This window comes from Brevundimonas vesicularis, from assembly GCF_014204545.1.
Lineage (GTDB): Bacteria > Pseudomonadota > Alphaproteobacteria > Caulobacterales > Caulobacteraceae > Brevundimonas > Brevundimonas vesicularis_B.
In genome coordinates this window covers 1,450,863-1,475,657 of sequence record NZ_JACHLJ010000001.1, presented here as the reverse complement: position 1 = coordinate 1,475,657, position 24,795 = coordinate 1,450,863, and the positions used below count along the sequence as shown (strand labels likewise).

Annotated in this window: 21 protein-coding genes; 13 read left to right on the top strand and 8 right to left on the bottom strand. The window is 66.5% G+C overall.

Annotation, left to right across the window (positions count from 1 at the left end):
• The first annotated feature begins 4 nt into the window (after positions 1-4).
• From HNP47_RS07445 to HNP47_RS07425, 5 genes are all read left to right on the top strand, one after another.
• The gene (locus tag HNP47_RS07445; protein WP_184278933.1) at positions 5-796 is read left to right on the top strand and encodes an RNA methyltransferase; all 792 of its coding nucleotides are present in this window, start codon (positions 5-7) and stop codon (positions 794-796) included.
• Positions 793-1,116: a YnfA family protein gene (locus HNP47_RS07440; protein WP_184278932.1), complete on the top strand. Its 324-nt coding sequence runs from the start codon at positions 793-795 to the stop codon at positions 1,114-1,116. Before HNP47_RS07445 ends, HNP47_RS07440 begins: the two co-directional genes overlap by 4 nt.
• A 165-nt stretch (positions 1,117-1,281) precedes the next feature.
• Positions 1,282-2,526: a Na+/H+ antiporter NhaA gene (gene nhaA / locus HNP47_RS07435; RefSeq protein ID WP_184278931.1), complete on the top strand. Its 1,245-nt coding sequence runs from the start codon at positions 1,282-1,284 to the stop codon at positions 2,524-2,526.
• A gap of 203 nt (positions 2,527-2,729) precedes the next feature.
• Positions 2,730-5,369 (top strand): TonB-dependent receptor, encoded by a 2,640-nt coding sequence (locus HNP47_RS07430; protein ID WP_184278930.1) that lies wholly within the window; start codon positions 2,730-2,732, stop codon positions 5,367-5,369.
• 192 nt (positions 5,370-5,561) lie between these two features.
• Complete coding sequence (locus HNP47_RS07425) at positions 5,562-6,545, top strand: sensor histidine kinase (protein ID WP_184278929.1); 984 nt, start codon at positions 5,562-5,564, stop codon at positions 6,543-6,545.
• 80 nt (positions 6,546-6,625) lie between these two features.
• Here HNP47_RS07425 and HNP47_RS07420 read toward each other — a convergent pair whose 3' ends face one another.
• Together HNP47_RS07420 and HNP47_RS07415 are read right to left on the bottom strand one after the other, a co-directional pair.
• On the bottom strand, positions 6,626-9,832 hold the full coding sequence (locus HNP47_RS07420; protein ID WP_184278928.1) for an efflux RND transporter permease subunit: 3,207 nt from the start codon (positions 9,830-9,832) through the stop codon (positions 6,626-6,628).
• A 10-nt stretch (positions 9,833-9,842) separates the two neighbouring features.
• Positions 9,843-10,994: an efflux RND transporter periplasmic adaptor subunit gene (locus HNP47_RS07415; protein WP_184278927.1), complete on the bottom strand. Its 1,152-nt coding sequence runs from the start codon at positions 10,992-10,994 to the stop codon at positions 9,843-9,845.
• 167 nt (positions 10,995-11,161) lie between these two features.
• Here HNP47_RS07415 and lepA point away from each other — a divergent pair, with 167 nt between their 5' ends.
• The gene (lepA, locus tag HNP47_RS07410) at positions 11,162-12,970 is read left to right on the top strand and encodes a translation elongation factor 4 (protein WP_184278926.1); all 1,809 of its coding nucleotides are present in this window, start codon (positions 11,162-11,164) and stop codon (positions 12,968-12,970) included.
• 72 nt (positions 12,971-13,042) lie between these two features.
• Complete coding sequence (gene dinD / locus HNP47_RS07405) at positions 13,043-13,900, top strand: DNA damage-inducible protein D (protein ID WP_184278925.1); 858 nt, start codon at positions 13,043-13,045, stop codon at positions 13,898-13,900.
• Positions 13,901-14,079: 179 nt separating this feature from the next.
• Here the strand turns inward: dinD and HNP47_RS16515 are convergent, their stop codons facing one another.
• Together HNP47_RS16515 and HNP47_RS07395 are read right to left on the bottom strand one after the other, a co-directional pair.
• On the bottom strand, positions 14,080-15,015 hold the full coding sequence (locus tag HNP47_RS16515) for a DUF3883 domain-containing protein (protein ID WP_311770044.1): 936 nt from the start codon (positions 15,013-15,015) through the stop codon (positions 14,080-14,082).
• An 84-nt stretch (positions 15,016-15,099) separates the two neighbouring features.
• Complete coding sequence (locus tag HNP47_RS07395) at positions 15,100-15,429, bottom strand: DUF1491 family protein (RefSeq protein WP_184278924.1); 330 nt, start codon at positions 15,427-15,429, stop codon at positions 15,100-15,102.
• A gap of 55 nt (positions 15,430-15,484) precedes the next feature.
• Here HNP47_RS07395 and HNP47_RS07390 point away from each other — a divergent pair, with 55 nt between their 5' ends.
• Both HNP47_RS07390 and HNP47_RS07385 read left to right on the top strand, forming a co-directional pair.
• Complete coding sequence (locus tag HNP47_RS07390) at positions 15,485-16,345, top strand: hypothetical protein (RefSeq protein ID WP_184278923.1); 861 nt, start codon at positions 15,485-15,487, stop codon at positions 16,343-16,345.
• A 137-nt stretch (positions 16,346-16,482) separates the two neighbouring features.
• Positions 16,483-17,379, top strand: a complete 897-nt coding sequence (locus tag HNP47_RS07385; protein ID WP_184278922.1) for a DUF4238 domain-containing protein — start codon at positions 16,483-16,485, stop codon at positions 17,377-17,379.
• A 25-nt stretch (positions 17,380-17,404) separates the two neighbouring features.
• On the opposite strand, the gene HNP47_RS07380 is transcribed toward HNP47_RS07385, so the two are convergent.
• Complete coding sequence (locus HNP47_RS07380) at positions 17,405-19,111, bottom strand: HAMP domain-containing sensor histidine kinase (RefSeq protein ID WP_184278921.1); 1,707 nt, start codon at positions 19,109-19,111, stop codon at positions 17,405-17,407.
• 164 nt (positions 19,112-19,275) lie between these two features.
• Between HNP47_RS07380 and HNP47_RS07375 the strand changes: the two genes are divergently transcribed.
• From HNP47_RS07375 to HNP47_RS07365, 3 genes are all read left to right on the top strand, one after another.
• A complete protein-coding gene (locus tag HNP47_RS07375; protein WP_184278920.1) occupies positions 19,276-19,713 on the top strand; it encodes a SufE family protein in 438 nt (145 codons plus the stop codon).
• Positions 19,714-19,774: 61 nt separating this feature from the next.
• The gene (locus HNP47_RS07370) at positions 19,775-20,443 is read left to right on the top strand and encodes a hypothetical protein (protein WP_184278919.1); all 669 of its coding nucleotides are present in this window, start codon (positions 19,775-19,777) and stop codon (positions 20,441-20,443) included.
• A gap of 140 nt (positions 20,444-20,583) precedes the next feature.
• Positions 20,584-21,024: a hypothetical protein gene (locus HNP47_RS07365; RefSeq protein WP_184278918.1), complete on the top strand. Its 441-nt coding sequence runs from the start codon at positions 20,584-20,586 to the stop codon at positions 21,022-21,024.
• A gap of 64 nt (positions 21,025-21,088) precedes the next feature.
• On the opposite strand, the gene HNP47_RS07360 is transcribed toward HNP47_RS07365, so the two are convergent.
• Together HNP47_RS07360 and HNP47_RS07355 are read right to left on the bottom strand one after the other, a co-directional pair.
• Positions 21,089-21,799 carry a DUF6456 domain-containing protein gene (locus tag HNP47_RS07360; protein ID WP_184278917.1) on the bottom strand — a complete coding sequence of 237 codons (711 nt, stop codon included), beginning with the start codon at positions 21,797-21,799 and terminating at the stop codon, positions 21,089-21,091.
• Complete coding sequence (locus HNP47_RS07355) at positions 21,796-22,152, bottom strand: chromosomal replication initiator DnaA (protein WP_174087221.1); 357 nt, start codon at positions 22,150-22,152, stop codon at positions 21,796-21,798. Before HNP47_RS07355 ends, HNP47_RS07360 begins: the two co-directional genes overlap by 4 nt.
• A gap of 455 nt (positions 22,153-22,607) precedes the next feature.
• On the opposite strand from HNP47_RS07355, the gene ctrA reads away from it, so the two are divergent.
• Positions 22,608-23,309 (top strand): response regulator transcription factor CtrA, encoded by a 702-nt coding sequence (ctrA, locus tag HNP47_RS07350; protein WP_017505852.1) that lies wholly within the window; start codon positions 22,608-22,610, stop codon positions 23,307-23,309.
• Between the two features lie 63 nt (positions 23,310-23,372).
• Here the strand turns inward: ctrA and HNP47_RS07345 are convergent, their stop codons facing one another.
• Positions 23,373-24,752 (bottom strand): serine hydrolase, encoded by a 1,380-nt coding sequence (locus HNP47_RS07345; protein WP_184278916.1) that lies wholly within the window; start codon positions 24,750-24,752, stop codon positions 23,373-23,375.
• Between the last annotated feature and the right edge of the window lie 43 nt (positions 24,753-24,795).

Genomic DNA, 24,795 nt, shown 5'->3' with positions numbered 1-24,795 from the left:
TTCGTTGTCTGAGCTGACACCTCCCGCCGTCATCCTCGACAAGTCGCAGATGGCCGAAAACATCGGCGCCGTGGCGCGGGTGATGGCCAACTTCGGCCTGTCGGACCTGCGTCTGGTCAGCCCGCGCGACGGCTGGCCCCAGGAGCGGGCCTGGGCCACGGCCTCGGGCGCCGACTGGGTGCTGGACGGGGTGCGGGTGTTCGACAGTGTCGCCGAGGCCATCGCCGACCTGAACACCGTCTTCGCCACCACCGCCCGCCCGCGCGAGACGCGCCAACCCGTGCGCACGCCGCGCGAGGCCGGCCGCGTCCTCTATGACGACACCGCCTCCGGCCTGAAGACCGGCCTCTTGTTCGGCGGCGAGCGCGCCGGGCTGGAGACGACCGACATCGCCCTGTGCGCCGGCATCGTCACCATTCCGATCGACCCGAAGCACCACTCGCTGAACCTGGCCCAGGCCGTGGCGATCAACGCCTATGAATGGCGCACCCTGATCCTGGACGCCCCGCCGCCGCGCTTCCGCGACAGCGAACCGCCGGCGTCGAACGAGCTGCTGATCGGCATGTACGAGCATCTGGAGGAAGAGCTGGAAAACGGCGGCTTCTTCTATCCGCCCGAGAAGAAACGCTCGATGAGCCAGAACCTGCGCGTCATGCTGGGCCGCGCCGCCTTCTCCGAGCAAGAGGTCGCCACCATGCGCGGCGCCATCCACGCCCTGTCGCGCGGCCGCGGCCGGGTCCTGGCCAAGCTGGCGGCCGAACGCGCGGCCAAGGCCAAGACGGACACGCCTGAGTGAAACCCTGGCTGATCTATCCGCTGGCGGCCCTGGCGGAGATCGGCGGCTGTTTCGCCTTCTGGGCCTGGCTGAAGCTGGATCGTTCAGCCCTGTGGCTGGCGCCCGGTGTCGCCTGCCTGATCGCCTTCGCCTGGCTTCTGACCCTGGTCCCCAGCGACGCGGCGGGCCGCGCCTTCGCGACCTACGGCGGCGTCTATATCTGCGCCTCCCTGATCTGGATGGCGCTGGTCGAGAAGACCCTGCCGGATCGCTGGGACATCCTGGGCGGCCTGGTCTGTCTGGTTGGCGCCGGGCTCATCCTGTTCGGCCCGCGAGGCTAACCTGCTTCGGCTTGGCTTGGCCGCCCTGATCCTCTATTCTGGCTCCAGCCATCAGGTCGCCCCGCGCGGCCAGGCCGGCGCGCCGATCACAGGTTTGCGAATCCGGTCCGACGCCCGTCGATAACCTGGCGTCACGACGAAACTTCCGTTCGCTAGGAGGCCGCCGTGGCGCGCAAACTGACACTCGATTTCCTCAAGACCGAGGCCGCATCCGGCTCGGCCCTGGCGCTGGCCGCGATCGCCGCCGTGGCGATCGCCAACTCGCCCTGGTCGGCCGACTATTTCGCCTGGCTCAAGAGCTACCACGTCTTGCAGATCGGCCCGATCCGGCTGGAGGAGACGATCTCCGACTGGATCAAGGAAGGTCTGATGGCGATCTTCTTCCTCGTCGTGGGGTTGGAGATCAAATACGAGATCGTACGCGGCGAACTCAGCGATCCGAAGAAGCTGGCGACGCCGGTGCTGGCGGCGCTAGGCGGCATGGCGGGGCCGGCGGCGGTCTATCTGCTGCTGTCCGGCGCCATCGGGGCGCCGCACGCCGGCTGGCCCATTCCGCTGGCCACCGACATCGCCTTTGCGTTGGCTATCTTCGGCTTTGTCGGCAAGGGCTTGCCGTCGTCGCTGCGGGTCTTCCTGCTGACCCTCGCCATCGTCGACGACCTTGGCGCCATCGCCCTGATCGCCGTGCTGTTCAGCGAGGGCGCAAACTGGACGCCGTTGTTCTGGGCGCTGGGCGCCCTAGCGGTCGGCGCGATCGCGGCGCACCGCATCCGCATCCCTGCGCCCTTCTGGGTGCTGGGGTTCGCCCTGGTCTGGTATCTGACGGTGCTGTCGGGCCTCAGCACCTCCCTGACCGCCGTGGCCTTCGCCATGATCGTGCCGATCAAGGGGCGCGCCGAAGACGGCCAGAGCCCGCTGAAGGAGGCGATGCACGATCTGCATCCGTGGAACGCCTTTCTGGTCCTGCCGCTGTTCGCCTTCGCCAAGGCGGGCGTCTCCTTCGCCGGCCTGTCGATGGAGCAGGCGTTCGCGCCCCTGGTCATCGCCATCGCCCTGGGCCTGTTCTTTGGCAAGCAGATCGGCGTCCTGGGCGCCGCCTGGCTGGCCTCGGCGCTGAGGATCGGCACGCGGCCGACGGGCGCCAGCTGGCTTCAGGTCTACGGCGTCTCGCTGCTGTGCGGGGTCGGCTTCACCATGAGCCTGTTCATCGGCGTCCTGGCCTTTCCCGGCGCGGTCGATTCGCCCGAGCAGGTCGAGGTCAAACTTGGCGTCATCGGCGGTTCGATCCTGTCGGCCATTGCGGCGGCCCTGGTGCTCGGTTTCGCCGGTCGGGGCCGCCAAGTGGACCCCGCCGCCCTGCACCCTGAGGTCGAGCCTTTGGGGCCGCAAGACGGGCAAAAACTGACCTAGCGTCAGCGTTTTCTGTCGCTTCCCTGACACACAAAGGCGAATCCGCGGCGAAAAATCGTCGCGGCGAACAACGCTCGCTTGTCGGTCGGCCCGAACCGCGCTTAGCCTGTCCGTAACGAATGATCCCCCACGTAGGGGACGTCGAGGGAACAGGAAACGCTGCGATCGCCACTGGCGTCGCGGCTTCAGCCGGGAGGACGCCTATGCGCCGCAATCTTCAACTCAGGACCACTGTGTCCGCCGCCGTCATGGGCGCCGCTTTCATGGGATTCGCCGGCGTCGCCGCCGCGCAGGAAGCCCCGGCGACCGTCGACGACATCATCGTCACCGCCCAGAAGCGTGAGCAGAGCCTGCAGGACGTGCCGATCGTGGTCACGACCCTGTCGCAGGAGCTGCTGGACGGCGCGGGCGTGCAGGATATCAAGGATCTGCAGATCCTGACGCCGGGCATGACCGTCACCTCGACCCAGTCGGAAGCCTCCACCACCGTCCGCATCCGCGGCGCCGGCACCGTCGGCGACAACCCCGGCCTGGAAAGCTCGGTCGGCGTGGTGATCGACGGCGTCTATCGCTCGCGCAACTCGGTCGGCTTCGGCGACCTGGGTGAACTGAGCCGCATCGAGGTGCTGAAGGGCCCGCAAGGCACCCTGTTCGGCAAGAACACCTCGGCCGGCGTCATCAACATCATCACCGAACGCCCGTCGTTTGATCCGTCGATCGCGGGCGAGCTGACCGGCGGCAACTTCGGCGCCATCGGCGGTTCGGTCTCCGTCACCGGCGGTCTGACCGACCAGGTGGCCGGTCGCCTGTTCGTCGCCCACCGCGAGCGTGACGGCTTCTACGACGTCAACAACGGCGACGGTCCCAACACCCGCAAGGACGACCAGACCCAGGACTACTGGACCACGCGCGGCCAACTGCTGATCCTGCCCAGCGACGACGTCTCGGTGCGCCTGATCGCCGACTATACCAAGCGCGAGGAATACTGCTGCGTCGCCGTGCAGACGCGCGTCGGCCCGACCCAGGCCTTCATCGCCGCCCTGACCGCGCCGAACGGCCCCGGACAGACGCCGCCGAACGCGACCTTCGGCACTGTGCCCTTCTCGCGTCTGGCCTATTCCAACCGCGAGACGCCGCAAGAGATCGAGGATATGGGTCTGTCGGCGGAAGCGACCATCGACTTCCCCAGCATCAACGCCACCCTGACGTCGCAGACCTCGTGGCGCGACTGGTCGTTCCAGCAGGGGATGGACCTCGACTACACTGGCGCCGACATCCTGTACCGCGCCAACGACGGCTCGAACGGCTACGGCGTCGACAACCTGACGCAAGAGTTCCGCCTGGCCGGCACCTCGGACAAGCTGGACTGGCTGGTCGGTCTGTTCGCCACCAAGGAAGGCGTCTATCGCGACGACAGCTACGTCTATGGCTCGGACTACAACGCCTTCGCCTCCCTGCTGCTGACGGCCTCGCTGCCGGCGGCCGTGGGCGGCCCCAGCCCCTCGCGCCTGGGCTGCTTCACCAATCCGAACGGCTTCCTGGTCGGCACCGCCGGCGCCGCTGCCGGTCAGCCGCTGTGCGTCATCGGCGCGGTGCCGCCCAGCGCCGCCGCCCCGACCTTCGGCGTCGGCAAGGCCTATGAAGACCACTATTCCCAGAAGTCCGAATCGGTCGCCGTCTTCACCAATAACACCTACCGGGTGACCGAGGCCTTCGATATCAACCTGGGTCTGCGCTACACCTACGACAGCAAGCGTCTGTTCGGGATCCAGGACAATCTGGGCACCAACGGCGCAGCTTGCGGCGGCGCCCTGGCCAACCAGAATCCGGCCAACCGCACCGTCTCGCCGATCCCCGGCACCGCCAACGTCGCGACGCCGGTCGCTGCGCTCGGCCTGCTGTGCCTGCCCTGGTCCAACCCGCTGTACGACGGTCGCCGTATTCAGGAGAAGTTCAGCGACACCGACCTGTCGGGCACGATCAAGGCGTCCTACCGCTTCAACCCGTCCATCATGGTCTACGGCTCGTACGCGCGCGGCTATAAGGGCGCGGGCTACAATATGGACCGGGTGCAGACGGGCGTGACGCCGGACGCCTCTCTGTTCTTCGCCGCCGAGACGGTCGACAGCTATGAAGCGGGTGTCAAGACGACCCTGTTCGACCGCACCATGCTGCTGAACGTCACCTACTTCGACCAGAAGTTCGAGAACTTCCAGCTGAACACATTCCTGGGCACCGCCTTCGTGGTGGAATCGATCCCGGAACTGACCTCGCGCGGCGTCGACGCCGATATGGTCTGGTTCACCCCGGTCGAGGGCCTGAGCTTCCAGGGCGGCGTGACCTACACCGACGCGAAATACGGCCAGTTCGGCGCCGGCGACCTGTCCAGCCCCGGCCGCTTCCCGCAGCTGTCGCCGCTGCCTGGCGCGCGCGCGTCCTTCGCTCCGGAATGGTCGCTGACCGGCGCCCTGGCGTTCGACCGCGAACTGGGTGGCGGCCTGCGTGGCGGCTTCAACCTGTCGGCCAAATATTCGACCGAATACAACACCGGCTCGGACCTGCTGCCGTACAAGAACCAGGACGCCTTCACCGTCGTCAACGGCCGGGTCTCGATCGGTTCGGCGGATGAGCGCTGGACGCTCGAGGTCTGGGGCCAGAACCTGCTGGAAGAAGAATACACCCAGGTCGGCTTCGCCGCGCCGCTGCAGGGTACAGCCTTCACTAACACCACGACGCCGCAAGCGAACGGCACCTTCTACAACCAGGCCACCGACACGGCGACCTACAACGCCTACCTCGGCGCCCCGCGCACCTACGGCGTGACGCTGAAGGTCAAATACTGATCGCCAGCCCCTCCAGGCTGACCGACCAAGGGCCGACCGGGCAACCGGCCGGCCCCTTTTCTTTGCGCAGGTTCGGCAACCGTTTCGACGCCTGCCAATGAACGGCGGGCACCGCCAAAACCCTACTGGACGCAGGCGCGCGACTGACCGATACACAGCTTTGCCGACGCACTGCGTCCATTGGGGGAGCGAATGCGTCATCAGAAGTTTCGAAATCCCGTCTGGCGCGGCTATGCTCTAGCCATTGGCGCCTGGTTGGTCGCGTTTGGCTTGCGCTATGGCCTAGCGCACTGGTTTCCGCCGGGCTTTCCCTATCTGACCTTCTTTCCGGCCGTCGTCCTGGTCGCCTTCTATGCCGGCCTGCGGCCTGCCATCCTGACAGCGACCTTGTCGGGCCTGTCGGCCTGGTGGTTGTGGATCGGCCCGCCGGGCTTCGACCTGGGCCTCGCGACCCTCGTCGCCATCGGCTTTTACGCCTTCGTCGTCGCCGTCGACATCTTCTTCATCGTCGGCATGGACAAGGCGTCGGCCAAGTTGGCGCGCGAGGTGGAGCGCAGCAATGCCTTGGCGGAAAGCCGCGATGTCCTGCTCAGAGAAGTGCAGCATCGGGTGTCGAACAATATCCAGGTGGTCAGCGCCCTGCTGAAGCTGGAGGCGCGGGCCGCCGTGGACCCTGGCGCGAAAAAGGCCCTGACCGACGCCTCGGCACGCACCGGTCTTGTCGCCCGGATCCAGCGCAGCCTGGCTGACGCGGACCAGAAGAACACCGCCTTTCAGGATGTGGCCCGGACGATCGTCGACGATGCGCTGACGGCGGCCGCGCGGGACGATGTGGTCGTCTCTATCTCCAGCGGCGATGTGGTCCTGTCGGCCGAAGAGGCGACGCCGGTGGTCCTGATCATGCTGGAATGCGTCAACAACGCATTGGAACACGGCTTCCCCGATCGGCCGGGCCGGATCACGGTCGATCTGTGCGACGACGGCGCGGTTCGCACCCTGACCGTCGCCGACGACGGCGTGGGCCTCGCCGAAAAAGCGGGCGGCGAACCGACGAGCCTGGGGCTGCGGATCATCACGGCGCTGGCGCGACAGCTGGGCGGGGAGTGGTCGCTACGGCCCGCCAGCCCCGGCGCATCGGCTCGTCTGTGCTGGCCCAGCGCGCCCGCCACGCCCTAGATCGCAGACGCCACAGCGCCCAAAGAAAGGCCCGGTCGGATCGCTCCGCCGGGCCTTGGTTCGTTTCAGTCGCGGGCGGATCAGGCCGGACGATCCTCTGTCGCCGCCGGCTCCTCATGCCCGTGCTGGCCGTGGAACATCTTGTCCAGTCGGCCTTCCAGGCGGCGCTTGACCCCGTCGATCAGGCTGAACACCACCGGCACGAACAGCAGCGACAGGGCGGTCGAGGTGATCAGCCCCCCGATGACCGCGATGGCCATGGGCGAGCGGAAGGCGGTGCCTTCGCCGAACGCCGCCGCGATGGGCAGCATCCCTAGCCCCATCGCCATGGTCGTCATGATAATCGGTCGCGCCCGCTTGTGGGCGGCGTCCATCAGGGCGTCGTGTCGGCCCATCCCCTTCTCCATCGCCATGATGGCGTAGTCGACCAGCAGGATGGAGTTCTTCGCCGCGATCCCGGTCAGCATGATGATGCCGATCAGGGCCGGCATGGACAGCGACTTGCCCGTCACCAGCAGCAGGAAGAAGGCGCCGCCGAACGACACCGGAAGCGCCGCCAGGATGGTGATCGGGTGGAAGAAGCTTTTGAACAGCAGGACCAGCACGACATACATCAGCAGAATGCCCGTCACGATGGCGAAGGCGAAGCCCATGCCCAGTTCCTGGAAGCTTTCGGCGTCGCCCGACGGTTTCTGGCTGACGCCCTGCGGCAGGGACTTTATCGCGGGCAGGGCGTTCACCGCCTGCGTGCCCTGGCTCAGGGTCAGGCCGCTCAGTTCGGCGGTGATGTTGGCCACCCGCAGTCGGTCCAGACGATTGATCTGGTTGGGGCCTGCGCCGAAGGTGATGTCCGCCACCGCCGACAGGGGCACCGTCGCGCCCGACGCCGTCGGCACCTGAAGGTTCTCCAGAACGCCCAGATCCGAGCGCGCCTGTTCCGTCAGCATGACGCGGATCGGCACCTGGCGGTCGCCCAGATTGAACTTGGGCAACAGCTGATCGGCGTCGCCCAGGGTGGCGACGCGCGCCACCTGGCTGATGTCCTGGGTCGACACCCCTTGCAGGGCGGCGACATCGGCGCGGGGCGTGACCAGGATTTCCGGACGCACGAGCGAGGCCGAGGACACCACATTGGACAGGCCGGGAATGCTTCGCATCTCGCGCTCGACCTTGGCGGCCGCGGGCTCAAGCACTTTCGCTTCGTCCCCGACCAGGGCGATGGTCAGAAGGCTGGACCCGCCGCCGCCGCCCGAGGCGCCGAACTGGATCCGCGCACCGGGGATCTGGCGCAGCACCGGTCCCATGTCGCGTTCGAACTCCTGCTGGTTAAGCTTGCGATCCCAGCGCCCGACCAGATTGACGGTCAGGTTGGCGCTGCGCACTTCGCCGGCCGAACCGCCGCCGCCGGGGCCGAAGCTGGTCGTCGCCGAACCGACGGACGAATAGACCGACGCGACCTCGGGCCGTTTCATCAGTTCGCGGTTGATGCGCTGCACGGCGGAATCCGTCTCGGCCAAGGTCGCGCCCGGCGGCAACTGCACCGTCACGGTGGAGCGCGAGATGTCCTCGACCGGGATGAACTCGCCCGGCAGCTTCGTCGCCATGAAGATCGACAGGAAGAAGAACAGGATCCCCATCCCCAGCACCCACAGCCGGTGATCGAATATCCGGTCCGCGACCTTGCGGCGGAACCAGCCGGCGCGCGGATGGTGATCGGCCCGGCGCTTGCGCCAGTCGTCGCCCAGCGCCCAGTTCAGGGCCTTCAGATAGGGGCCCATCCAGAAGGGCTCCTTGTGCTCCTTGCCCTGGTCGCGCTTCAGCAAATAGGCGCCCATCAGGGGCGTCAGGGTTCGCGCCACGAGCAGCGAGAACAGAACGCTGACGCAGGTGGCGATGGCGAAGCTCTTGAAGAACTGGCCCACGACGCCGGGCATGAAGCCGGTGGGGGCGAAGACCGCAATCAGGGTCGCCGTCGTCGCCATAACCGCCAGGCCGATTTCGTCGGCGGCCTCGATGGCGGCGGGGTAGGGCGCCTTGCCGTCGCGGATGTGGCGAACGATGTTCTCGATCTCCACGATGGCGTCGTCCACCAGGATGCCGATGGTCAGCGACAGGGCCAGCAGCGTCACGACGTTCAGCGACTGGTTGGTCAGGTCCATCACCCAGAAGGTCGGGATCAGCGACAGCGGCATGGCCACCGCCGCGATCAGAGTCGCGCGCCAGTCCCGCAGGAAGATGAAGACGACCGCGATGGCCAGCAGGGCGCCCAGCACCAGGGTCTCGACCGAGGCGTGGAAGTTGTTGACGACGTCTTGGGTGGTGTTGGCCACCTCCTCGATGGCGACGTCGCCGCGCTCCTGGTCCAGCTTCTCGATCTCGGCCTTGACGCGGTCATAGACGTCCACCTCGGACGAGCCGATGGCGCGCGAGACGCCGAAGCCGACGACTTCCTGACCGTTGAAGCGGGCGCGGCCGCGCGGCTCGGACCATTCGTCGGTGATCTGGCCCAGGTCGCCCAGGCGCACGCTGCGGCTGCCGATGGGGATCAGGGTCTCGCGCAGCTGTTCGACCGACTTGGCCGAACCGACGGTGCGGATGGCCTGTTCCTCGCCGGCGATCTCACCGCGGCCGCCCGGCAGGTTGATGTTGGAGGCGCGCAGCTGGTTCGACACCTGGGCCGCCGTCACGCCCGAGGCGGCGAGCCGCGCGGGATCCAGCTTGATGCGGATTTCACGGCTGACGCCGCCGTCACGGCTGATCTGGCTGACGCCGCGCACCGACAGCAGGCGCTTGGCCACGGTATTGTCGACGAACCAGCTCAGCTCCTCGGGGCTCATGCCCGGCGCCCGCACCACATAGTTGGCGAAGGGGATGGCGGTGAATTCGATGCGCTGGACGATTGGTTCTTGCACGTCGGCGGGCAGGTTCTGGCGGATGCCGCTGACGGCGTTGCGGACGTCGTTGGTGACCTTCTCCAGGTTCACGCCCAGCTGGAACTCGATGGAGGTGGTGGACACCCCCTCGTTGACGACCGAAGTGATGTGCTTGACCGAGCCCAGGCCCGCCACCGCATCCTCGACCAGGCGGGTGACCTGCGTCTCCATCTCGGTCGGGGCGGCGCCGGCCTGGACCACCGTGACGGCGACGACCGGCAGGTCCACGTCGGGGAAGTTGTTCGTCCTGAGCTTGAAATAGCTCATCGTCCCCGCGATCGTCAGGACGACGAACAGCAGGACGATGGGGATCGGGTTCCTGATCGACCAGGACGAGATGTTCTGAAAGCCCATCGGTCCGATCCTAGCGCGCGGCCGCAGCGGCGGGGGCAGGGGCGGCGGGCGACGCCGGCTGGGGCGCCGCGGTCGCCGGGGCCACCGTCACATGGTCGCCTTCGCCCAGGAAGCCAGCGCCCTGAACCACGACGCGCTGACCGGCCTGGACGCCCGTGACCGCGACGCGGTCGCCGCTGCGAACGCCGGTCGTGACCGGGACGAAGCGGACGACATCGCCCTGACCCACGACATAGACGCCAGCCTTGGCCTCGCGATAGACGACCGCCGAGGACGGCACGACCAGGGCGGGTTGATCGCCGACGGCGATCTCGGCGCGGGCGAACATGCCAGGCCGCAGCTGGGCGCCGGGCGCCAGGGAGATGCGGGCCAGGCCCAGGCGGGTCTGCGCATTGACCTCGGGCGTGACGATCCGGACCGAGCCCGTGGTCTGACCGGCCTCGCTGGAGGCCACGATCGCGGACTGTCCGGCGCGGACCAGCGACAGTTCGGTCTCCGGCACCTGGGCGTCCAGTTCCAGCCGGCCGTCGCGCACCATGCGGAACAACTCGGTTCCGGCGGCGATGATCTGGCCCTTGGTGACGCTGCGGCTGATGATCAGGCCGCCGACCGGCGCGCGGATGGTCGCCTGCGACAACTGGGTCTGGGTCTGGCTCAGGGCCGCGCGGGCGGCGGCCAGATTGGCGTTCGAGCTGCGCTGGTTGGCTAGGGCCGTATCCAGCGACGCCTGGCTGAGGAAGCCGCGTTCCTTCAGCTGCTGCGCGCGATCGAGCGCGGCGTTGTCGCGGGCCACATTGGCCTCGGCCAACTGCACCTGGGCCTGCTGCTGGCGCAGCTGGGCGCGCAGCAGAACGTCATTCATCTGCACCAGCGGCTGGCCCTGACGCACGTAGGAGCCTTCGTCCACATAGACGGCGACGGCGGTCAGGCCGCCCGTCTCGGCCGCCACCGGCACCTCTTCCCAGGCGGAGACGGAGCCAGAGGCGCTGACGGTGCGGGCCAGGTTGATCTGGGTCACGGTCGCGGCAGTCACGGTCTGGCGCGCGCCGGCCGCCTCCTTGCCGTCGGTCTTCTTGTCCTCTCCGCCGCCGCAGCTGGCCAGCAGCAGGACGGCCAGAACGGCCGCGCCGGCCAGAAGTGTGGGTCGGGTCGTCTGGAGCACGAAAAGCGTCCTTGAAGAGCGATAAGGCGATGGCTGTCTCCTTATCGCGTCACAGGGCCGCGCTCAAAGACAAACGCCATCATTGCAAAGCTGTAATACGCCTGTTGATCGGGGCCGGATCGTGCCGCGTCTGGTCCCCGGCGCCCGCGCGTGATAGGGGCGCGCGGATGACGACTCCCCCGATCTCGAACATTCGCAACTTCAGCGTGGTCGCGCACATCGACCATGGCAAGTCGACCCTGTCCGACCGCCTGATCCAGCACACCGGCGGCCTGACCGCGCGCGAGATGTCCGAGCAGGTGCTCGACAATATGGAGATCGAGAAGGAACGGGGCATCACCATCAAGGCTCAGACCGTGCGCCTGACCTACAAGGCGAGGGACGGCGAGGAGTACATCCTGAACCTGATGGACACGCCGGGCCACGTGGACTTCGCCTATGAGGTCAGCCGCTCGCTGGCCGCCTGCGAAGGCTCGCTGCTGGTCGTGGACGCCTCGCAAGGGGTCGAGGCCCAGACCCTGGCCAATGTCTATCAGGCCATCGACAACAACCACGAGATCGTGCCGGTCCTGAACAAGGTCGATCTGCCGGCCGCCGAGCCGGACCGCGTGCGCGCCCAGATCGAGGACGTGATCGGCATCGACGCCTCCGAAGCGGTCCTGGCCAGCGCCAAGTCAGGCATCGGCATCGAGGAGGTGCTGGAGGCCGTCGTCACCAAGCTGCCGGCGCCCAAGGGCGATGTGAATGCGCCGTTGAAGGCCATGCTGGTCGACGCCTGGTACGACCCTTACCTCGGCGTCGTCGTGCTGGTGCGCGTCTTCGACGGCGTGCTGAAGACCGGCATGCGGGTCAAGATGATGCGCAACGGCTCGACCCATCTGATCGACCGGGTCGGCGTCTTCCTGCCCAAGAACACGCCCGTCGATCAGCTCGGCCCCGGCGAGGTCGGCTTCATCACCGCCCAGATCAAGGAAGTGGCCCACGCCGCCGTCGGCGACACCATCACCGACGAGAAGAAGCCGACCGCCGAGCCGCTGAAGGGGTTCAAGGAAGTCCAGTCGGTGGTCTTCTGCGGCCTATTCCCGGTGGACGCCGCCGACTTCGAGGACCTGCGCGCCGCGATCGGCAAGCTGCGCCTGAACGACGCCTCCTTTACCTATGAGATGGAAAGCTCGGCGGCGCTGGGCTTCGGCTTCCGCTGCGGCTTCCTGGGGTTGCTGCACCTGGAGATCATCCAGGAGCGCCTGAGCCGCGAGTTCAACCTCGACCTGATCGCCACGGCGCCGTCCGTCGTCTACAAGATCGGCCTGCGCGACGGCTCCGAAATGGACCTGCACAACCCGGCCGACCTGCCCGACGTGATGCAGATCGAGACCATCGCCGAACCCTGGATCAAGGCCACCATCCTGACGCCCGACGAATACCTGGGCGGCGTCATCAAGCTGTGCCAGGACCGTCGCGGCCAGCAGATCGAACTGTCCTACGTCGGCAACCGCGCCATGGTGGTCTATGAGCTGCCGCTGAACGAGGTGGTGTTCGACTTCTACGACCGGCTGAAGTCGATCTCGAAGGGTTACGCCTCGTTTGACTACGAGATCACCGAATACAAGGTCGGCGACCTGGTGAAGATGTCCATCCTGGTCAACGCCGAGCCGGTCGACGCCCTGTCCATGCTGGTCCACCGCGCCCGCGCCGAGACGCGCGGCCGGGGCATGGTCGAGAAGATGAAGGAACTGATCCCGCCCCACCTGTTCCAGATCCCGATCCAGGCGGCCATCGGCGGCAAGATCATCGCCCGCGAGACCGTCCGGGCGCTCCGCAAGGACGTGACCTCGAAATGCTACGGCGGCGACGCCACCCGCAAGAAGAAGCTTCTGGAGAAGCAGAAGGCCGGCAAGAAGCGCATGCGCCAGTTCGGCAAGGTCGAAATCCCGCAGGAAGCCTTCATCGCCGCCCTGAAGATGGACGAGGATTGAGAGCTGACCGAGGAGCGCTGGCAAAAGGATAACGGGGTTGCCTTTTTGTTCTGCTGGCGTGATAGTCACCAGATGACCGACATCGCTCCTCCGCATCGCCAGTCGTTCGAGTCCATTCGCCATGAGGACGAAGGGGTTGAGTATTGGCTGGCGAGGCAGCTTGCCCCCGTTCTCGGCTATCAGGATTACCGCAACTTCCTGTCCGTGATTGAGAAGGCGCGTGTGTCGGCGGCTGCGGCGGGGCTCGATCCGGCGGACCATTTCGGTGACGTCACCAAAATGGTCGATCTGGGCTCTGGCGCGCAACGCGAGGTCGCCGATGTGCGGTTGTCTCGTTACGCCTGTTACCTGATCGTCCAGAACGGTGACCCGTCCAAGCCTGTGATCGCGGCGGGGCAGACCTATTTCGCCGTCCAGACGCGGCGTCAGGAGATCGCGGACGACCCAGCGTTTGGCGGCCTGTCGGAGGACGACAAGCGATTGATGCTGAGGCGCGAGATGGCGCAACACAATACCGCGCTGGCCTCCGCCGCGAGGCAGGCGGGGGTTGAGACCGGACTGGATTATGCGGTGTTTCAGGACCACGGCTATCGCGGCCTTTATGGCGGCCGGACCATGCGCGACATCCATGCGCTGAAGGGCCTGAAGAAGAGCCAAAAGATACTGGATCACATGGGTTCGACGGAACTTGCCGCGAACCTGTTCCGCGCCACTCAGGCCGAGGACAAGCTGAGGCGAGACGGGGCGAGCACCAAGGCGCAGGCCAACGACATCCACCACGCCGTCGGCAAGAAGGTGCGCCAGACCATCTCGGAATTGGGCGGTGTGATGCCGGAGCGTCTGCCGACGCCGGAAACGAGCATCGGTCAGTTGGAACGGGCCAAGGCCAAGGCCAAGGCGCTAAAGGGGCCATCGGGCGAGGTCGAGTGATGGACCACACGAACTGGGTTCGGATCGGTTGTTGCTAAGCGACTGGCGAATGTCTGTGACCGACGCCGGGATCGACGAAGATCAACTGACGCGGGCTTGGCGGGACGGAGAAGACCCAGCGGCGTTCGTGGCGTGGTTCGCGGAGAAGTATGACCTGATCCGATTCGAACCTTGACCGGTCAGAAGTGGGCTTTCCAAGCCTCGGCCTCTAACGTGACTGACGTTTCCAGCGGCGGCGGCAGGACGAAGAGCGCCGCCGCGGCTGAAAGGTCGTGGAGGCGGTAGAGCCGCCAGTGGTCAGGGCGTTCCTGTGAAACCTCGCGCTCGGTGCGGGTCAGGTAAAATGGCGTCGTGGGGCCGCCCCGGGTGGCCTTGACCTCGATCAGGCGCTCGGCGCCGCTCGGGTCGAAACTCTTGATGTCGTAGCCGGCGCCGTCGCCGCGTTCTTGGCTGGTCCATTCGATGCGGCGCGCGAGGTCGGGGCGGTCGTGCGCGATGAGACGCGCGCGCTCGTGATGGAAGACGCGCTCCTCGCCCAGCAAGCCGAGGGACCTGTTGCGGTGGTCGCGGGCGGCGGGGTCGTATTTGCGGACGAGGCGGGCAAGGCCCTCCGGGCGTGGTGTGCGAGCCGGGCCGGGAGGAGGAGCTTCGGTGAGCATCAGGGGCGGATGGCTTCTGCCTGCGGACTTGAACCTTGCGGCGGATTCGGCGACGCCTTGATGAGACCCGGTCGCCATCTTCGTTTCGGCGCGATGGAGCGCCGATCCGTTGGCCAATAGCTGCGCAACGGATAAGGCATCATCGCCTAGGATTTCGGGATGGGCGTCTAGGTGCCGGTCGATGGCGTCGAAGATGGCGGCTTGGTAGTTGGCCAAGGGACGGTAACCGCGCACATGGGGCAAGCCCAGCTCGGCTGCGACGGCCGAAATGTTCATGTGCTTGAACTCGACCGAGCGGTGACTTCGGCCGGTTCGCTCCATCAGTGCACGAGCGCGATGCGCTTTGACGAACGGCTCGCCCGCCGCGTCGAGGGCAAGCATAGAGAAATAGTCAGCGACGATGGCGTCGAGCTCGTCGTCCTTCCAATCCGTTCCGGTCTTGCTTGCGTCGGCCACAGGCTCTCCCCGGGGTCGAAGCTAGACGGGTTCACCGGGAATGCTAGGGCTCAAGTTCGCTTCTTGGAACGACGAACGGCGCATCTACCCCGGCACCGTCTCCGTGATGAAATGCCGGCCTTGACGGTCCTCGATCTCGACGACCCACAGGTCCGGGTCATACCCCCGCTGGCGGGCGATATAGGCGTCCAGTTCGCTTTCGCTGTCGGACGTGACGGGCTGGATCCACAGGCGGTCGCCGTCGGTGCCGAAGGCTTCTGTGAACAGGCGGGCGGTGCGGGTGGTGGTGTCGTAGGCCTTGACGATGACCGAGCCGGCGCGGGCGTCGCCCTTCTTGACCACGGTCGCATAGGCGCCCGCGATCTGGGCGCGGCGGATCAGGGCGCTGACCCACAGGTCGCTGGAAAGAAGCAATTCGCTAACCCTGCTCGAACACGGAACCCCAACCCTGGCGCGCTAGGGTCGGGGCATGAGGATAGGCCTTTCCCCCCGGCAAGCCAGAGGTTTCCTGTCGGCCGTGCTGATCGCCGCGACGCCCGTCGCAGCCTTCGCCGCGCCGCAGGACCGCTTCTATGAGCGCAGCTTCGTGCTGGCCGCCAATGACCGCTGCGGCCTGTTCGAGCCGCAGCTGACCGCCGCCCTGACGGCTGCGGCCTGGCAGGCGCGGGGCGCGGCCCTGCGCGCCGGATCCAACGACCGGCAGCTGGCCGAGACGGCCCAGCGGGCGCGGGCGCGCGCGAACACGACGCCGTGCGGCTCCACCGATCTGAAGACGGTTCAGGGCCGGGTCCAGACCGCCTTTTCCGGCTGGTCGCGCACGACGCGGATGGAGTTTCCGGGCGATCGCCGAAAGTGGAGCGCGGATCGCGCGGCCTATGCGCGCCCGACCTGGCGGTTGATGCAGGCGACCGTGACCGGCGCCTCGCCCGTGCGGTTCGGCGTCGTGGGCGGCATGGACCGGCCGGATCAACTGGCTGCTGTGGTGTCCTGGCAAGGGCGCTCGCGACCGACCGGCGTGCGGGTGGTGATGCGCGACCACACGGTGGCGCCGCGTCCGTGGCTGTCGCACGACCTGCCGCCCGCCGCGCAACGCCGCGCCTTCTGGGCCGCCGGGGTGACCAGCGCCGAACCGATGCTGTTGCCCGAAGGTCGTCCGGCCGGTCAGGCCTGGCTGTTCCCCGCCGCCGCCGCCGACGCCCTGTCGGCCCTTGACCCGCGCGAGGTCTTCACCGTCGAATTCCTGTTCCGCGACGGCAGTATCGCCCGCTCCACCTTCGAAGCCGGCGACTTCGCGGCCGGTAGGGCGTTCCTGGCGATGGGGCAGGTTTAGGCGGCTGGGCTACTTTCGATTTTGAGACGACGATCGGCATCGCGGCGATCTGGTGTGAACCGCTAATAGCTGTGATGACAAGTGGAACACAATTCTCAGAATGTCCACCTGTAACCAGCTCGTGATATGCTGTCACGATGTCAGTTCCGAATCGTCACCATTACCTGCCTGAGTTCTATCTCAAAGCATGGGCAGTAAACGGAGAGGTGACTGAGTACTCCCGCCAGCGGAGCGGCCTTGACTTACAGCGGCGGTCGCCACGTGCGACCGGTTTCCAAATGCACCTCTATAGCTTGCCGGGAGAACCGGACGCAGAACGTCGGGAGCAAATTGAGCTCAACACCATGCGTCAGATAGACGAGGCAGCAGCACCCGTTCTCTGCCGTATGCGGGATGAGCCAGGCGCACCACTGTGTCAGGATCAGACTAACGCTTGGACAATATTCGTAATGTCGATGTTGTTCAGAAATCCAGCTCGCCTGGAGTGGTTTGATGAACAAATCCGTTCCACTAGCCACAAATTCTCCGAAGAGGATCGCGCCGAGTATCAGCACCTTCGAAGTGCAAGCGATCCGGCTAGTCCCGAAGATTTTTTCCGCCAGGCTAGCGGCGATGATCTAAGCGTCGCTCGCATGCAGCTGATGCTCAATCTGATTGGTTCTCAGTCTATTGGTCGTGGACTTGCAGAAATGGCTTGGTCCGTTCTCGCCGTCCCTCATCGCAATCATGGCCTACTGACATGTGATGACCCCGTCATGACCAGCAATGGCATGAACCGTGGCGATAGCTTTATTCTGTTGCCTGTAGGACCCGAGCATTTGTTCGTAGCTGCCAACAGCGACCGCGCGCTGTGGTCCTTCACGTCGCAACGGCCCAGGGATATTGAGCGCGCCATGAACGATGCGATCGTAGCTCAAGCTAGTAAGCTAGTGATCGGGGCGCATGATCGTCATTCGACCTTCATTGATCGACGATTAGGCAAGTCAGAGCCGTCTAGTGGCTATCTCGGCCGCCACACTTGGAAGTGTCCGTAGGCCTTCAGAAAGCTCGCCTATAAGCTCAAGCTTCGGCTGTGGCGGGCTGTGCATTTTCAGCCGTCTCGCTCGTCTCCCCCGCCACCATCACCGGCAACCGGATCATCACCGCCGCGCCTTCGCCCAGGGTGCTGTCGATGGTCATGCGGCCGCCGTGCAGTTCGGTCAGGCTGCGGACCAGGGACAGGCCCAGGCCGGTGCCTTGCGCCTTCTGATCGGCGCCGCCGGCCTGTTCGAAGGGGCGGCCCAGGCGTTGAAGGTCCTGCGGCGCGATGCCGACGCCGGTGTCGGAGACGGCGAGATCCAGGTCCGGGCCGTCGGCGTCCAGGGTTATGGTGACCGAGCCGCCCGCCGGGGTGAACTTGACCGCATTGGACAGCAGGTTCAGCGCCATCTGCTTCAGGGCGCGGGCGTCGGCGCGGACCGTGATCGGCTCGGACGGCAGGACGGCGGCCAGATCCACCCCCTTGTCGTCGGCCTGAAGCCGGACCAGGGCGACGGCGGCGGACACGGCGTCGCGGGCGTCGAAGGCCTCCATGACCAGCTGGTAGCGTTCGGCCTCGATCTTGGACAGGTCCAGCACGTCGTTGATCAGGTCCAGCAGGTGGCCGCCTGCCTGGTGGATGGCGTCGGCGTATCCGGCGTAGCGTTCGGGCAGGGGGCCGAACAGCTTCTGGCGCATGATGTCGGCGAAACCGAGCACGGCGTTCAGGGGCGTGCGCAGCTCGTGGCTCATATTGGCCAGGAAGCGGGTCTTGCCGGCCGACTGGGCCTCGGCCTCGACGCGGGCGGTCTCCAGTCCCAGCTCGCGGGCGAACTGGGCGGTGCCGTCGAACGCCTGGGCGATCAGGCACGGGCGATCCGTCTCGTGACGGAACGGCCCAAGGATCATGACGACGCGGCGGTCCAGGGCGATGCGCGGCGTGAACTGAACCTCGACCGACTGGCCCGACAGGGCGCGGGCCAAGGCCGCGGACACGGCCGGGCGATCCGGCGCATGAACGGCCGAGATCAGGCCCTGTTCGGTCAGCGCCAGCACCGACAGGGCGGGCGGCGGCGTGCCCCAGGTCGCGACCGCACGGCCGGACGGATCGAGCAGTAGGGTCAGGGCCGGCTGATCCTCCAGCAGGGCGGCGATCCGGGCGGCCTCGTCCTCGGCTTCGGCCAGACGACGCTGGCGCGCGCTCCAGGTCAGGCGCATGGCGGCGATGATCGCGCCCATGGCCAGCAGGCCGGAGACGGCGGCCAGCAGGGGGCCTTGCGCCTCAGCCCCGTTCAACCAGGTCGAGATCAGCCCCGCCAGCAGCGGCAGGGCCACAGCGAAGGCGCCCATCCGGGTCAGCCGGTCGGCGCCGACGCGGGCATGATGCACGCCGTGATCTAGGGCGATCCCCGCCGCCAGCGGCGTCAGGATCAGGCCGGGCAGGGCGCCGGTCACGCCGCCGGTCAGGCCGGCCGAGGCGGTTGCGGCCAGGATCCAGCCGCCCATGACCGCCAGCCTCAGCCCCACGCTGTCGCGCACCATCAGCACGACGCCGAACACGCCGGGGAAGGCCATCAGCAGCAGGGCGGCCAGCGGCGCGTCCTTCAGCCCGTCCATCATCTGGGCCGCCAGCGCCGTCAGGGCGACCGCCACCGCCCAGATGGCATGCCATAAGGCGACCAGCGGGGCGCCCAATGCCGCGTCGTGCGTCGGGTCGTCCTCGAATCTGGCGTGGGCGTCGGGTTTCAAGAAGGGCGGGCCATGGGTTTCGTCTGCGCCCAGACTAGGGCTGCGGCTGAGTCGGTGCGAGGCCGCTCCCCCCTGAGGCGAACCCCATCGCGGCGTTCACCATGAATATCGGGGGACAAAACGGCCGGTTGTCGTTAACGGCCGCGCGGCCTATCTGGCGGCGCATGACCAACCGCACGCTCCCGACCGACACCCTGGACCAGACCCTGGCCGTCCTGGCCGAGGATTTCGACCTGCTGGGCGATTGGGAGCAGCGGATCGAATATGTCATCGAACTGGGCAAGGGGCTGGCTCCGCTGGACGAGGCCGACCGCATCGAGGCCAACAAGGTGCCGGGCTGCGCCGCCCAGGTCTGGCTGGCGACGACGCAGGACGAGGGGCGGCTGTGGTTCGCCGCCGACAGCGACAGCGCCCTGTCCAAGGGCAATATCGCTCTGCTGCTGAAACTCTATTCCGGCCGCACGGCGGCGGAGATCGTCGCCTTCGACGCCCGCGCGGCGCTGGATCGGCTAGGTCTGCCCTCGGCCCTGACCCGCCAGCGCGCCAACGGCCTGAACAGCATGGTTGGCCGCATCCGCGAGGCGGCGCTGGCGGTGCAGTAGTCGGGGGTTGCAACCGCCGGCCCGGCGACCCACGATCTCGGGGTCGTAACCGGGGGCGCGAATGGACCTGCTGAAGATCCTGCGCAGTTTCGAGGAGTTTCTCTTCGAGGCGGTCAGCTGGCTGGTCTTCTATCCCCTGACCCTGTGGCGCATCCTGCGCGGGCCGCTGGCGGCGATGGACTATTCGGACCGCGAGCAAAGCGACAGCGAGGAGCGTCGCTACGACGATGCGCTCAGCCCGCCGCTGTTCCTGTTGGCCACCATCGTCCTGACCAATCTGCTGTCGATGGCGCTGCATGTGCCGCCGCCGCCCGAGGCGACCGACCTCAGCCGGGTGGTCTATGCGTCCCAGCAGAACCTGGTCCTGTTCCGCTCGCTGGCTTTCAGCCTGATCCCGCTGGTCGCCGCCGTCACCCTGCTGCGTCACGAGAAGAAGCGCATCAGCCGCGAAACCCTGCGCGCGCCCTTCTATGCGCAATGCTATCTCGCCGCCGTCTGCGCCGCCTTCGTCTCGGCGGGCGGGACCATCTTTCAGCGGCCCGAACTGCCCAATGCGGTCGGCGCTGCGATCATGATCGTCGGCGCGGCCTGGTTCGTCGTCGTGCAGTCTTGCTGGTTCGCCCGGCGGCTTAACGTGTCAAAGGAACGCGGCGCCGTCATCGCCGTCCTAGCCCTGATCCGGGCGCTGATCTACCTCCTGGCCATCCTTATCCCCATCGCCTTGATCTGAGCGGACAACACAGAGTGCAATGAGGGCGCTCTTGTCAGCGCAGCGCGAAATCTAAGCGGAGGTCCGTTTTCCGCCGTGATGGCTGCGTCGGCTTTCGCACCATTGCGGACCTCGACAGTCTCGGCGTTTATGGGGGCGCAATGCGTCGGCTTTTGATCTTCGTCATTTATCCCTTTGGTCTCAGCTACCTCATGGCTTTGTCGGCGCAAGCTGCTGGCCTGCGATGGGCTGGGATGTTGTGGTTGGGTGTGGCGTTTAATTATTTGGTTTTTGGTCTGCCTGGATTGTTAGCAGCAGTCTGGTTGGGTCGAGAGCAGATGCGAGATTGGCTCGAATTCAAGGCCGCACTTACCACTATGGCCATCGGTTGCTTCGTTTTCGCTTCAATAAACTACGGGACATGGTTTTTTACATCTGATGAGGAAGGCATACGCCGCTACTCATTCGTCGAAGCTTCTGCGTTGGGGCTTCGTGATTCGATCCTCAACGTGTCGTTAGCCGCCGCAATTGTTGCTGTCTGCATTCTCATCGGAAAGCGCGTCGAGGTTTTGATCGCAATGTTGAGGCCAAAAGTCCGCTAACCACCCAAAGCGGACATTTGCTGCGTCGGGGTCGCGCATAAAAACCCAGTGCAATCTGTGCACTTCATCCAATCCCATAGTGATCCGCCAGCGCCTGCAGCGCCTGTTTCAGCACCGTCTTACCTTGACGGCGGCGTAGGCCCAGGCCCGTTTCGGCCAGTTGCAGGCTGTCGCCGTGGATGCAGATGCGGGTCAGGATGGGGCGAAGGCGCGGGCCGACGGCGGTCAGCGCCTGTTCGACGCGGCGGGCGGCGGACAGGGCGCGGTCGGTCGGCTCCATTCGCGCGGCGGTTCCCGAGCCGGAGGTCGGCAGGGCGTCCCAACGCATGGTGACCGACGCGCCCTTCGTCGCCTGTTCCGCCTCGCGACGCAGTCGTTCGCCGGCGGCGGCCTCGGCCGGGGTCAGCCAGGGGCGGCCGGACGCATCCTTGCGCCGCGCCAGCCAGGCGATGGGGCTTTCGCCCAGATTGGCCCGCGCGCGGACCATGCGGCCGTCCGGTTGCATCAGGTCGCGCTGGCCCGCCACGAAGCCGGGACGGCCGGGGGCGGGGGACGGCGTCCGGTCCGGCTGGGCGCGTCCCAACCAGCCGCCGCCGGGTCGCACGCGCAGGCCGGGCTGGTCGATCAGGGCGCGAAACTCGACCTCGGTCAGGGTCAGGCTGATGCGGCTGCGGCGATCGGGCGACAGGCGCAAGGCATAGGCGCCGCCCTCGGCCGACAGCCAGGCGCCGGGCTTGGCCATCAGATCGCGCGCGCGTTCCAGAAGCCGGCTCATTGCGGCAGCTCCAGGCGGGGCGACTGATACAAACCCTGAATGCAGCCTTCGAGGTCGTTCATCAGATCGTCGATGCTGCGTTGTTCGCGCTCGTCCTCGACCCAGCGGCAGGCGGCGCCGACGCTAGCGCGATTGACGCCGAAGACGTGGCCGACCCGCTCCATCGTCCAGCCATAGGCGACGTGCGACAGATACATGGCCAGCCAGCGCGGGCGGGCCGCGCGCGGGTTCATCCGGCCCCGGCCGGTCATCTGCGACGGATGGGCGCCGGTGCGCGCCGCGATCAGATGAATGGCCAGCCCGGCCTTGACCTGATCCTCCTCGGTGACCGGCACCCTGTATTCCTCCAGCACGAAACGTCTCCCTCTCACGAACTCTCGACGCCGGCATCATAGGCGGCCGCGGCGTCGAGATAGGAATATAGTCCTACTGTGCGCCAAAATCGGTCGTGGCGGCTTAATTGCCTTGCGGTTGCAGGTGGGACGTTGTGCGTGGTGAGTGGTGAGTGGTGAGTGGTGAGTGGTGAGTGGTGAGTGGTGAGTGGTGAGGGGGCGTTCGTATGCGCTCTTTCGGCTTGGCCCACTCACGAGTCACTCATCACCACTCACCCTCCGCGCCGACCAACATGGTTAATAAATTTCGAATCGTTGACTCCAGCCCCTCGACGCCGATTCGCAAATCAGCCTAGATTCGCCTCAATTGGATGGCGTTAACCCTTCTTAAGGTTTTCACGTCTTAACTTGCGAACAAGGTTACCCGGCCGTGTGTCAGGGTGGTTACCGCAAAGCTTTTGCCTGGAGGGGCACGTATGCGCGTCCTGTTGATTGAAGACGATCACGCAACCGCCCAAAGCATCGAACTGATGCTGAAGTCGGAAGGCTTCAACGTCTATACGACGGACCTGGGCGAGGAAGGCATCGATCTGGGCAAGATCTATGACTACGACCTCATTCTTCTTGACCTGAACCTGCCGGACATGAGCGGTCTGGAAGTCCTGCGCCAGCTGCGCGTCGGCAAGGTCAACACCCCGGTCATGATCCTGTCGGGCAGCCACGAGATCGAAACCAAGGTCAAGACCTTCGGCGGCGGCGCCGACGACTATATGACCAAGCCCTTCCACAAGGACGAACTGATCGCGCGCACCCACGCCGTGGTCCGCCGCTCCAAGGGTCACGCCCAGGCGATCATCCACACCGGCGAGATCGCCGTGAACCTGGACGCCAAGACGGTCGAGGTGAACGGTCACCGTGTCCACCTGACGGGCAAGGAATACCAGATGCTGGAGCTGCTCTCGCTCCGCAAGGGCACCACCCTGACCAAGGAAATGTTCCTGAACCACCTGTACGGCGGCATGGACGAGCCCGAGCTGAAGATCATCGACGTCTTCATCTGCAAGCTGCGCAAGAAGCTGGCCACCGCCGCCGACGGCAAACACTATATCGAAACCGTCTGGGGCCGCGGCTACGTCCTGCGCGACCCGGCCGAGGGCGTCGTCACCGTCGCCGCCTGATCGACCTTCGATCCACGATTTCGAAACGCCCGCCGGTGACGGCGGGCGTTTTGCGTTGAAACCCTACTGACGCTTGGCCGGCATGTCGCGGCCGCCCTGGTGCAGGACCAGGCCCTCGACGGCGCCAGCGGCGTTGCGGGTGAAGGTGATCTGGGCGTCGACGGCGGTCAGGTAAAAGGCGTCCTCAGCCTCCGCCGTCAGTGCGAAGGCGGGCTGGCCGGTGGCCTGGGCCATCAGCTTGCCGTCCACGACCGAGATCGTCAGGGCGAAGGTCGGGGCCAGATCATAGACGCCCTCATAAGCCTTCAGCACCTCGGGCGAGAGGGCGACGGCGCGGCGTTCGCTGGGCAGGGTGACGGTCCCGCCGCGCGCCAGGGTGACCAGGGCCGCGCCCAGCTTGTCGGGCGCCTCGCCGTTCAGATTGCCCAGGACGATGACGGCGGTCCGGTCGCCCGGATCATAGGCCATATAGGTGTTGAAGCCCTCGATGGCGCCGTTGTGCCAGACCAGACGCTTGCCGTCGGCCTCGGACACCATCAGCCCCATGGCGTAGCCGTTGCGGACCGGCGTGGTCAGGGCGGTCATCGACTGGGCGTTCAGCAGCCGCCCGCCGAACAGGCCCTGTTCCCACTTCAGCAGGTCGTGGGTGGTCGAATACAGGGCGCCGGCGCCGGTGGGGATGGTCATGTCCACATAGTCGGCGTTGACGACACCGTCGGCGCCCAGCGCATAGCCCGAGGCGCGGCGGGGCAGGATCACGTCCTGCCGGTCGTAGCCGCTATCGCTCATGCCCAGCGGCTGGAGCAGATTGGCCGCGACGAAATCGGCGTAGGTCTGGCCGCTGGCCGCCTCGATGATGGCGCTGAGCAGCACATAGCCCGAGTTGGAATAGGCGAAGCGGGAGCCCGGCGCGAAGTCCAGCGGCCGGTCCCGGAAGCGGGCGATCAGCTGCGGCATCGTCGCGGGCCGGGTCTTCTGGGCCTCGAAGTCGGAAAAGGCGGTGAAGTTGGGCACGCCCGCCGTGTGGCTGAGCAGATGGCGCGGGGTGATTGCGTCCCAGGCAGCCGGGGCGTCGGGCAGCCAGGTCTTGATCGGCGCATCCAGATCCAGCTTGCCCTGCTGGCTCAGCAGCATGACTGCGACGGCGGTGAACTGTTTCGACAGGGAGCCCAGGCGGAACTTGGCGTCGCCGTCGTTGGCGATGTTCCACTCGCGATTGGCCAGGCCGTAGCCCTGATCCAGAAGGATGCGACCGTCGCGGGCGACCAGGACGGCGCCGGAGAAGGCGTCGGCGTCGCTGGAGGCGCGGATCATCTGGTCCATGCGGGCCACGTCCTGGGCGGCGGCCGGGCGGCTGGCCAGCGGGCTGAGCGTGAGGGCTAGGGCGCTCGCGGCGAGCAGCGGGAGTGTCGAACGACAGCGGGCGAGGGCCGAATGAGGCAAGGGGCGGTCTCCTGAACGCGTCACGCTAGCGCTTTCAGACAGA